Source organism: Arthrobacter sp. CAL618 (assembly GCF_000468215.1).
Classification (GTDB): domain Bacteria; phylum Actinomycetota; class Actinomycetes; order Actinomycetales; family Micrococcaceae; genus Arthrobacter_D.
Map to the genome: position 1 here is coordinate 1 of NZ_ASZW01000012.1, position 10,813 is coordinate 10,813.

The 10,813-nt window shown below is 64.9% G+C and carries 10 protein-coding genes and 1 pseudogene; 2 read left to right on the forward strand and 9 right to left on the reverse strand.

The window, feature by feature from the left end; translation table 11 throughout:
• The 7 genes and pseudogenes from rimM to ffh form a co-directional block, all read right to left on the reverse strand.
• Positions 1–559 (reverse strand): ribosome maturation factor RimM (gene rimM, locus K728_RS0100225; RefSeq protein WP_024475463.1); only part of this gene is annotated, 559 nt, incomplete at its 3' end.
• Between the two features lie 115 nt (positions 560–674).
• The gene (locus tag K728_RS0100230) at positions 675–920 is read right to left on the reverse strand and encodes an RNA-binding protein (protein WP_019482920.1); all 246 of its coding nucleotides are present in this window, start codon (positions 918–920) and stop codon (positions 675–677) included.
• Between the two features lies 1 nt (position 921).
• Positions 922–1,341: a 30S ribosomal protein S16 gene (rpsP, locus tag K728_RS0100235; RefSeq protein ID WP_019482921.1), complete on the reverse strand. Its 420-nt coding sequence runs from the start codon at positions 1,339–1,341 to the stop codon at positions 922–924.
• A 174-nt stretch (positions 1,342–1,515) separates the two neighbouring features.
• Entirely contained in the window at positions 1,516–2,406 is an 891-nt protein-coding gene (locus K728_RS0100240; RefSeq protein WP_024475464.1) for a VOC family protein, read from the reverse strand.
• 190 nt (positions 2,407–2,596) lie between these two features.
• On the reverse strand, positions 2,597–2,842 hold the full coding sequence (locus K728_RS22430) for a GNAT family N-acetyltransferase (RefSeq protein ID WP_337587473.1): 246 nt from the start codon (positions 2,840–2,842) through the stop codon (positions 2,597–2,599).
• 332 nt (positions 2,843–3,174) lie between these two features.
• Positions 3,175–3,879, reverse strand: a complete 705-nt coding sequence (locus tag K728_RS0100250; RefSeq protein WP_024475465.1) for an alpha/beta fold hydrolase — start codon at positions 3,877–3,879, stop codon at positions 3,175–3,177.
• 126 nt (positions 3,880–4,005) lie between these two features.
• Positions 4,006–5,585 (reverse strand): annotated as a pseudogene (ffh, locus tag K728_RS17995) (signal recognition particle protein).
• A gap of 112 nt (positions 5,586–5,697) precedes the next feature.
• Here ffh and K728_RS0100260 point away from each other — a divergent pair.
• Positions 5,698–7,125, forward strand: a complete 1,428-nt coding sequence (locus K728_RS0100260) for a glucose-6-phosphate dehydrogenase (protein ID WP_024475466.1) — start codon at positions 5,698–5,700, stop codon at positions 7,123–7,125.
• Between the two features lie 110 nt (positions 7,126–7,235).
• On the opposite strand, the gene K728_RS0100265 is transcribed toward K728_RS0100260, so the two are convergent.
• On the reverse strand, positions 7,236–7,574 hold the full coding sequence (locus tag K728_RS0100265) for a P-II family nitrogen regulator (RefSeq protein ID WP_019482927.1): 339 nt from the start codon (positions 7,572–7,574) through the stop codon (positions 7,236–7,238).
• The gene (locus K728_RS0100270; RefSeq protein WP_024475467.1) at positions 7,571–8,869 is read right to left on the reverse strand and encodes an ammonium transporter; all 1,299 of its coding nucleotides are present in this window, start codon (positions 8,867–8,869) and stop codon (positions 7,571–7,573) included. The genes K728_RS0100265 and K728_RS0100270 overlap by 4 nt, the downstream gene beginning before the upstream one ends.
• 283 nt (positions 8,870–9,152) lie before the next feature.
• Here K728_RS0100270 and K728_RS0100275 point away from each other — a divergent pair.
• A partial coding sequence (locus tag K728_RS0100275) for a hypothetical protein (RefSeq protein WP_443110890.1) occupies positions 9,153–10,813 on the forward strand: 1,661 nt, incomplete at its 3' end.

The window sequence follows — 10,813 nt, forward strand, 5'->3', positions numbered from 1 at the left end:
CGTCGACGTCGGTCACTTCGCCGTCGTCCGGGCCTGCCTGATTGGATCCGGGCAGATTCAGCTCAAACAATCCGGCGGGCGGGGTCAGCTGCACATAACCGTCAGCGACGTTGACCTCGGGGACGATTTCGGCGACAAACGGGACCAGCGTCTCGTGGCCTGCGGAGGTTTCGACAATCAGCAGGTCCTGCACCTCGAGCGTGCGGAGTCCGCTGACTTTGCCGACGACGTCGCTCCCTACCCGCGCCTCAAGACCCACCAGTTCGTGTTCGTACCAGGCGTCGTCGTCGTCATCCTCTGCCTCGTCCGTATCGATGAACAGTTTGGCGCCGCGCAGGGTTTCTGCCGCGTTGCGGTCAGAGAACCCGTCGAACCCGAGGATCAGGATGTCCTTGTTCCAGCGGGCACCGCTGACCGTCAGCGGGCCAAGTGCGGCCGGCTCGGCGCGAAAGATGGCCCCGGCCTCGAACCGGTCTTCCGGCGCATCCGTGAACAGCTGCACTGTCACTTCGCCGCGAATACCATGGGGTTTGCCGATCCTGGCAACCTGAACTTCCATCTGACACTCCTGGTGCTGCTGGGGTAGGTGGACAAAAATTTGGCCCCGCCACCATTATCCGGTGCGGGGCCAAACTCAATGTAATACTGTGCTGAATTGGTGTGCTGAAGCGCTGTTAGCCCCGGCGGCGGTCCGTATCGACTACGTCCACGCGTACCGGTTCGCCGTCGGCGAGGGCTGACACAACGGTGCGCAAGGCGCGGGCTGTGCGGCCCTGGCGGCCAATGACCCGGCCCAGATCGTCCTGATGAACCCGCACCTCGAGGGTTTCCCCACGGCGGTTGTTCTTCAGGGAAACCTTGACATCATCGGGACTGTCAACAATTCCCCGGACGAGGTGTTCCAGCGCTTCGGCCAGCAATTTAGTTGGCCTCGGCGGTTTCAGTCTCGGCTTCGGCTGGTGCCTCGGCGTCGGACTTCTTGGCCTTGGGGGTGATGGCTTCAGGAACGATTACCGAACCCTTTTCAGGGGCGACGAAGGTTTCCTTGGGAGCCTTGGTCTTCAAGGTTCCCTCCTGGCCTTCGAGTCCCTTGAACTTCTGCCAGTCACCGGTGATCTTGAGCAGTACTGCAACCTGCTCGGTTGGCTGTGCGCCAACGCCGAGCCAGTACTGTGCACGCTCGGAGTTGATCTCGATGAACGAGGGCTCCTCGGTGGGGTTGTACTTACCGATTTCCTCGAGGGCACGGCCATCACGCTTGGCGCGTGCATCCATGACGACGACACGGTAGAAAGGTGCGCGGATTTTACCCATGCGCTTCAGGCGAATCTTTACGGCCACTGTTGTGGTCACTCCTTGATGATCTAAAGGGGTGAACCCTACTCAGTGCTCCCGTGGGGCGGGCCACCTCTGAGGGTTCAAAAGGACAAGATGCGCGCGCAGAGAGAGGGGCTGCCCGGATCGAGTACAGGTCTATTGTGCCAGATCGCAGACTCCAGCACGAATTACGCCACGCTAGCTCGCTGCCACCCGGATTTTGTTGTTCCACGGGTCTTTGAAGCGTAGCTCGCTGCCGGTGTGGTGGTTGTCGATCCCGGCAGCTTTCAGCCTCTCAGCGAGGGCTCCCACATGGTCCTCGGCTGGGACCCGGACGAGGACCTCCCCGAGCCCTAGCGTGTCTTTGCGCGGTCCGGCGCCCCGGCTGTTCCACACATTCATGGCCATGTGGTGGTGGTATCCCCCGGCCGAGACAAACAGCGCCTGGCCGTGCCAGCCGGCGGTCCGCTCGAATCCGAGCGTGTCGACGTAGAATCTCCCGGCGGTTTCGACGTCGCCGACCTGCAGGTGAACGTGCCCGACGACGGCCGCCGCCTTGGCCTGGCCGGTCACCGCATCCTGGGTCAGGTGGTCCCGCAGGTAGGTGTCCGCCGGCAGCCGGAGGCTGTCCATCACGACTGATTTTCCTGCCGTCTGTCCGGTGTCGTCGGTGGTCCACTGCCAGGTGTCGCGCGGTTTGTCGAAGTAGAGCTCAATCCCGTTGCCTTCGGGGTCGGTGAAGTAGAAAGCCTCGCTGACGAGGTGATCGGCACTGCCGACGTATAGGCCGGCGTCGTACTGTGCGGTCGCGGCGACGGTGGCGGCGAGGGCTGACCGGTCGTCGAAAAGCAGCGCGGTATGGAACAGCCCGGCCTCCCCGTGGGCCGGGAGTTGGAGTCCTTGCGCCGGCGCAAGGTGAATCAGCGGCGTGTTTCCGCGACCAAGGTGCACGCCTTCGCGGGTTTCCTCGATGACTTCGAGTCCGAGGGCTCGCTGGTAGTAGTCGGACATTGTGGGCAGGTTGCCCACCTTGAGTAGCACTGCGCCCATTGATAGGTCGGCCGGCAATAGGTCCTGGGTGTTGGTCATGGTGTTCTCCTCAACATGATGCTGTATCGGAGATAACTACTTGAAGCTTAAAGTTATTCCGTTGGACACCGTGCGGGTCCTCCCAGCTCCTGGCACTGTTTTGACGTGTCGGGCCGGGACACGCCGTCGTCGGGGCGCCGATCGGCCCAGTAGGAGGGGAGGTCTGCACGCGCGGGCACTCAGGCCCGAGCTACAACGCGGCGCGCATGGGCACTCTGCGACCGACTCGGTCGAGGCCGATTGCTGCCTCATGGTTTCGGATGGCGAGCAGCGCCGGGGATGGCTCACGAACCGTTTCGAAGCCGCAGGTTGCGTAGAACGGGGCGTTGAAGGGGACATCCGCGAAGGTAGTCAGGGTAATCCAGGGATAACCAGCGTGCCGCGCCCAGTCCTTCGACGCTTCGACCAGCGCCCGCCCTGTCCCCCCTACCCGCATGGGCGGGAAGGACTGCGAGCTGCTCGAGGTGCGCGCCGCCGTCGAGCTCTTCCAGACGGGCGAACCCGATGCACGGCCTGCCTGCGACCAGCAACTTCAGCGATGCCGCAAGTTCCGATCGCGACGCTCCCGCCGGAAGGGACACGGGGAGGGGCATTCCGTTGAGATAGGTCAGCAATGAATCAGCTGCCGCCTCGATGGCTGGCAGGAAGGTGAGGTCCAGCTTCTCGGCTTCGCGGATGCTGATCATGCGGTCAAGTGTAGGGCCGGCGCCGCGTGAGGCCCCCGGTGTCCGGGTTGCTCATCACAACCCGGTCAGTACCGGCCGGATGCTAGGCGTCGGTACCTGCATGCGCGGCGACGAACTCGCGGATCAGGGCATCGCCGTCGGGAGTGTCCTGCGGCCGGTGGGCGCCCGGGGCGACGATGTGCTGGGCCCCGGTAACAGCCAGGTAACCGGCGATTTCTTCGTAGAGCGGCTCCCAGCCACCGGTGATGATCAGTGTCGGAACGCCCGGCACAATGTCCAGCGGTGCTTCCCATGGCGGGGACTGCAGCCTGAGCCGATGGGCAGCGCGGCGGGCCTCCGACGTTGCGGGGTGCCGGGCCTCGGTGGAAAACACGAGTCGGACAAATTCCTGGAGGAATGCCTCATCCGACAGCGAGTCGCGGCGTTCGTAGAGCGGTCCCACCAGTGCGCGGTGCGCGGCGGTCGCGGGCAGGTCGGCGGTCAGGGACAGGCATGCGGGCTCGATCAGGATCAGGGAGCGGACCAGCTCCGGCCGCTCGACTGCTGCCATCATCGCCGAGATCGCCCCCTGCGAATGGGCCACCAGGTGTCCGCCCTCCCCTAGGGCGTCCACCACAATCCGCTGATCCTTGTGGAAATCGGTGGGCAACGGGTCGGCTCCGGCTTCGAAACCGTGGCGACGAAGGTAAAGGCAGTCGTAGCTGCTCGCGAGGGCGTGCTGGGTTGGCCACGCGGCGGTGCCGAAGCTGCCGCTGCCGTGGACGAAGACGAGTCGTTCCTGGGTCATTGCGCCGCTCTTAGCTTCCGGGGGGATGGATCGAGTCAACAGAAATAACGGTTTTCACAACGAAAAACCGTCAGTGGTGTTGACTCGACCCGAGGTGTGGGGCGAGTCTGTCTGTCGGAGGCAGCCCTACTTGCCGAGGAACTTGTCGAAGCCTTTCGGGAGGTTCAGGGAGGACGGGTCGAAGTCATTCTGGGCACCAAAGGCTGCACCCGACGGAACCGACGGCCGGTTACGNGGCGAGCCTCGGCATCGGCCCGCTCCTGCGCTGCCTTCGCCGGGTTACCCGACTTGGCCTTCTTCTTACCCTTCGTCACGGCCTTACCCTTGCGTGCGCCGCCGTTGAAGCCGCCAGGTCCGGCCATGCCGGGCATTCCCGGGATCCCACCGCCGGACGCCATCTTCTTCATCATCTTCTGCGCCTGGCCGAACCGCTCCAGCAGGCCGTTGACCTCGGACACGTGAACGCCCGAACCGCGCGCAATACGGGCACGGCGTGAGCCGTTGATGATCTTCGGTGCGACGCGTTCGTGCTTGGTCATTGACCGCACAATCGCTTCGACCCGGTCAATCTCGCGTTCGTCGAAGTTTTCCAGCTGCTCCCGCATTCCGGCAGCGCCGGGCATCATCATGAGCATCTTCTTCATGGAGCCCATGTTGCGGATCTGCTGCATCTGCGCCAGGAAGTCGTCGAGCGTGAAGTCCTCCTGGTCGGAGAACTTCTGCGCCATCCGCGCAGCTTCGTCCTTGTCCCAGGACTTCTCAGCCTGCTCGATCAGGGTCAGGATGTCGCCCATGTCGAGGATGCGCGAAGCCATCCGGTCGGGGTGGAACAGCTCGAAGTCGTTCAGGCCCTCACCGGTCGAGGCGAACATGACTGGCTTTCCGGTGACCGACGCAACTGACAGCGCCGCGCCACCGCGCGCGTCGCCGTCGAGCTTGGTCAGGACGACGCCGGTGAAGTTCACGCCCTCGTTGAAGGCCTGGGCCGTGTTGACGGCGTCCTGCCCGATCATCGCGTCAATCACGAACAGCACTTCGTCGGGGTTGACGGCGTCGCGGATGTCGGATGCCTGCTGCATCAGCTCCGCGTCAATACCGAGGCGGCCAGCCGTATCAACGATGACGACGTCGTGCAGTTTGGTGCGTGCCTCGGCAACGCCGGCGCGTGCGACGGCGACCGGGTCACCGGTGGCGGTTTCAAACTCGGAGCTGACTCCCGGGTGCGGCGCGAAGACCGGCACCCCGGCGCGTTCGCCGTTGACCTGCAACTGCTTGACCGCGTTGGGGCGCTGCAGGTCACACGCGACCAGGAGGGGGCTGTGGCCCTGACCCTTGAGCCACTTCGACAGCTTGCCCGCCAGGGTGGTCTTACCTGCACCCTGCAGGCCGGCGAGCATGATGACCGTCGGCGGATTCTTGGCGAGACGGATCCGGCGTGTTTCCCCGCCGAGGATTCCCACAAGCTCCTCATTGACGATCTTGACGACTTGCTGGCCCGGGTTCAGGGCCTGGGACACCTCAAGGCCCAGCGCCCGTTCCTTGACCTTGGCGGTGAACTCGCGGACAACGCTGACCGCGACGTCAGCGTCGAGGAGGGCGCGACGAATCTCGCGAACCGTGGCGTCGACGTCGGCTTCGGAGAGCCGGCCCTTCCCGCGGAGGTTCTTGAAAGTTTCTGTCAACCGGTCAGAGAGTGAATTAAACACGTGCCGTGAACTGCTTTCTTCGATGGATAAAAGGCTCTGCCATCAAGGGTACCAACTGGGGCGGACGGCGGCTTGCGGGACATCTCGGTACCGAGGTGGCAGGGTGGATGGTGTGGAAACGCATACAAACTCAGTCCAGGACAGCCTGCCCTTCGCCCCCGATCAGGAGGTCTCGACGCTGCTCATCCTGGGCGCGTCAGGCGATCTGACCGGCCGGCTGTTACTCCCCGGTCTGGCCCGGCTGGTTCAGCATGGTCGAGCTCGTGGCCTGCGGCTGGTGGGCGCCGGCTACGACGACTGGAGCGACGAGCAGTGGTCGGAGCGGGTCACCCAGTCTTTTGCCAGTGCGCGGGAGGCGGCCGACGACGACGGCCGGGGTGTGCTCGACCTGTTGCGGACCACGAGCGTGTACCGCCAGATTGATGTGACCACGCCCGGCGAACTGGCCAGCCTGGTTTCCTCCCTGCAGGGGCCGGTCGCCGTATATTTCGCGCTGCCGCCGGCAATCTCGGAGAAAGCGTGCGAGCTGCTCTCCCCTGGCGATCTGCCGGATCACACCAGGCTGGTCATGGAGAAGCCCTTCGGCACCGATCAGGGCTCGGCGTTCCGGCTCAACGAAACACTGACCCGGCTGGTCCCCGAGGACCACATTCACCGGGTGGACCATTTCCTGGGCAAGGCGACGGTATTGAACATTCTGGGGCTCAGGTTCGCCAACCGTCTGCTGGAACCTGTCTGGAACAACCTGCACATCGATCGGGTCGAGGTGGTCTACGACGAGGCGCTGGCCCTTGAAGGCCGCGCCGGCTATTACGACGGCGCCGGGGCCCTCCGGGACATGATCCAGAGTCACCTGCTCCACGCCATGGCCATCCTCGCGATGGAGTCGCCGGTCAGTCTGCACGAACGCGACCTGAGGGATGGCCTTGGTGCCGTGCTGCGCGCCAGCACGGTTGACCCCGATTTCGCGAAAAGTACCCGGCGCGCCCGGTATGCCGCCGGGACAGTCGATGGGCGGGTGATCCCCGACTACGCGGCCGAGGACGGCGTCGACCCGGCCCGCGGAACCGAGACCCTCGCGGAGATCACCGTGTCGATCAACAACGCACGGTGGGCCGGTGTGCCGTTCATCCTCAGGTCGGGAAAGGCGCTGGGCGGGAACCGGAAAGAAGCGTTGGTGACGTTCAAACCGGTCAGCCATCTTCCGGCGGGCTTCACCGGGCAGGACTCACCAACCCAGTTGCGGATCGGTTTTGGCCCCGAAACCCTCAAGCTGGAAATCGATGTGAACGGCCCGGGCGACATTTTTTCCCTGGACCGGGCCGTACTGGGGGTCGAGCTGAATGCCTCGGAGCTGCTGCCCTACGGCGAAGTGCTCGAAGGAGTGCTGACCGGCGACCCGACCCTGTCGGTGCGGGGCGACACCGCCGAGGACTGCTGGCGGATCGTCGATCCGGTACTCGCCGCGTGGGCTGCCAATGAGGTGCCGCTCGACGAATATCCGGCAGGGTCACCCGGCCCCGCGGCCTGGACCAACTAGCCGCTGCGGAACCGCCTAAGAAACCGAAAGTCACCCTCCTGCTCCGAACGCCCGCTGCAGGCGGTGCTTTCGGAGCCGAAGGGTGACTTCGGTCGGCGTGGTGAGCCGGGTCAGAGTGCGGCGTCGCCGCGTTCACCGGTGCGGACGCGGACGGCGTCCTCGACGGGGATCACCCAGACCTTCCCGTCACCGGCCCTCCCGGTGTTGGCGGTCGAGACTAGGACATCGACGATGTCGGTGACCCAGGCATCCGCGACCAGCACTTCGACGCGGATCTTCTGGAGGAGGTCGACCGTGTATTCGGCGCCACGGTATACCTCGGTGTGGCCCCGCTGTCTTCCGTAGCCGCTTGCCCCGCTGACCGTGAGGCCCTGTACGCCGTACGTTTCGAGGGCTCCACGGACGCCGTCGAGCTTATCCGGGCGGACGATTGCTGTTACCAGCTTCATGAGTTCACCTTTTCCGAAGCATTTTCCGTAGCTGCAACATTGGTAGTGGGGTGGAACTGTCCACCGACGCCGAGGCCGCCGAATTCGTACGCTGTTTCTGCGTGCTCGGAGAGGTCGACGCCGGATACCTCGTCGTCCGCGGTGACGCGGAACCCGATGGTCTTGTGGATGCCCAGACCGATGATGGCGGTCATCACGGCCGAGAGAGTGACAGCCACGAGGACCGACACCACCTGGGCGAGCAATTGGCCGCCGCCGCCGCCGTAGAAGAGGCCTCCACCTTCGCCGTCGACCGGCATGGCGATGAAGCCCAGGGCAATGGTGCCGGCGGTGCCAGCGACCAGGTGGACCGCTACGACGTCGAGTGAATCGTCGAAGCCCAGCTTGTACTTCAGGCCCACAGCCAGGGCGCACAGCACGCCGGCGACCAGGCCCAGACCAATCGCACCGATGGGGCTGACGTTGGCGCAGGCCGGGGTGATGGCGACCAGACCGGCGACAATACCCGAGGCCGCACCGAGGGAGGTGGGACGGCCGTCGCGGAAGCGTTCCAGGACCAGCCAGCCGACCATTGCGGCGGCAGGAGCTGCCATGGTGTTGATCCAGATGAGGCCAGCTTCTTCGGCGGTACCAGCGGCGCCGCCGTTGAATCCGAACCAGCCGAACCACAGCAGTGCTGCACCGAGCATCACCAGTGGAACGTTGTGGGGGCGCTGCGCCGGGTCCTTGCCGAAGCCCTGACGCTTGCCGAGAATGATGGCCAGCACGAGCGCCGCAACTCCGGCGCTGATGTGGACCACTGTGCCACCGGCGAAGTCGATTGCCTCGCCGACGGCTCCGCCGACAGCGCCATCAGCGCTCAGCAGGCCGCCACCCCAGACCATGAAGGCCAGCGGGCAGTAGACCAGGGTGACCCAGATGGGGACGAACAAGGACCAGGCACCGAACTTCGCCCGGTCGGCGATGGCGCCGCTGATCAGGGCGACGGTGATGATCGCGAAGGTGACGCCGTAACCGGCGCCGATCATGTCCTCGGTGCCGATCAGGCCTTCGAGACCGAAGGAAGCGAAGGGGTTACCGAACAGCTGGGCGACGCCGTCGCCCCCGGTCATCGAGTATCCCCAGAGAACCCAAACTATGCCGACCAAACCGACGGCGATGAAACTCATCATCATCATGTTCAGTGCGGCCTTGGCGCGCGTCATGCCGCCGTAGAAAAATGCCAGCCCCGGTGTCATCAGAAGCACCATAGCGGCCGAAACCAAAACCCAGACGTGACCTGCTGTCAGATCCATCGTCACATCCTCTCGCGAGTGGCGGGCAGTTCCCGCAATCAAAAGTCTGCACGAGCTGTGTTTCGGGCCCGTGAGCCAATTGATTGCGCGCAGGTTACAGAACTCGCACGTTGGTAAAGAGTGCATGACGGATATGTTTCAGCTGTGTTAACCGCACCCCATTTTCCTCACTTCACTGGACTGGACCGCGACCGGAGAGTAGTGCGGAATGCGCCTGGGAGGTGTACGGAGAGCAAGTCGCGGGCTGGCTAGACTTGCTTTGAGCTGACAACGATGGAGAATAATGTCCGACCAACCCTCTCGCCCCACCCCCGATCCCCTATTCGAGGACGCCAGCCAGGCTGCTGCGGTACGCACCCGACCTAGTCCGCGGGTCATGATTGCCGCCGGTCTGGCGACCGTTGTCGTCCTGATTGGCGCCGGGGTGGGTATCACTGCACTCACCGGCGACGACGAACCGGCCGCGACCCCCGGCTCCTCGGCGTCACCAACGCCGTCGTCTTCGACGTCCAGCGCACCCGCCGCGACCACCTCGTCGGCGCCCACCACCGAGCCTGCTGCCGAACCGACGGACCCGCTCCCCGCGGCGCCAACAGAGTTCTACGAGCAGGCAGGGCCCCCGGACGGTTCACCGCTGGAGGCTGTGGAACCGATGACCGTCGCTGTCTCGGCCGAGCCGACCGGCACTGAGCTACCCTCCAACCTGATCGGCCTGTCCCTGGAAGCCACCGACCTTGCCGACCCGCGGATGTCCGGGGACAACGAGGAGATCGTGAGCAGCCTGACCGGGCTGGGTCGCCCGATGCTGCGCTTCGGCGGGAACGCCGTCGACCGGCGGTTCTTCTGGACGTCAACTGATGAGCCCATCCCGGGGAACCTCTCCGGTGACGACGCCCATCCGGTGCGCGCCGCTGGCCCCGCTGACCTGGAGCGCGTGAACACGCTCCTTGAAGCAGCCGACGCCACGATCAGCCTCACCGTGGACCTGGGCAACTACGATCCCGCACGCGCCGCGGACATGACCAGGTACGCCAGCGAGATCTTCGGGGACCGGCTGGTGGGCATCACGGTGGGCAACGAACCCAACGGGTACCCCACCAATGGGCTCCGGCCGTCCAGCTGGGGGATCTCCGACTACCTAACCGAGCTGTCGGCGTATGCGGAGGCAATGTACGCCGTGGCACCGGAGGTCCGGATTGTCGGCCCGGGCACCTACGCCGAGGCCTGGTGGGGGCCGTTTGCCCAGGCTGACCTTCCGCAGGAAAAGATCCTCTCCTTCCACCACTACCCGCTGTCCCAGTGCGACGGCGCCAACGATCCCCTGGGCGAGCCAATCATGGAAAACCTGATGGCCGGGCCTATCCATGACCGGGCGCAGAACTACCGCGACGCTGCGATGGCCCCCGCCAAGGAGGCGGGACTGGAAACGTGGATCCCCGAGACCGGCATTTCGGCCTGCCCCGGGTCCAACGAGACCACGAAGACGCATGCGTCGGCGCTGTGGACCGTCGACTACGCGCTGAGTGCGGCCGAGATCGGGATTGCCCGGCTGAGCTTCCACAGCTCGCTGCTGACCTGCGTCGGTGGACCCCCGATGTCTTCGATCTGCTCTGGCGGGCCATACCTGCAGCCGGATGCAACCTTCAACGAGCGGGCCAACTACTACGGGCTATCGATGGTTGCCGAGCTGCCACCGGGGGCGTTCCTGCAGAACACCGTCGACGGCGGTGGGCTGGCGTACAGCTATGCAATCGAACACGAGGACGGCAGCATCAGCGTGGTGCTCGTGAACCAGAATGACCCTGAGGTCAGTGCCCAGACCGACGTCACTGTGCAGCTGCCCGCAGGTGCCCGCACCAGCGCGATGACCCAGCTCGCGGGGCCGTCCTACGGTGCCGAAGATGCCTCTGTGATCGACGGGCAGCCCGCACCGCCGGTGCCAGC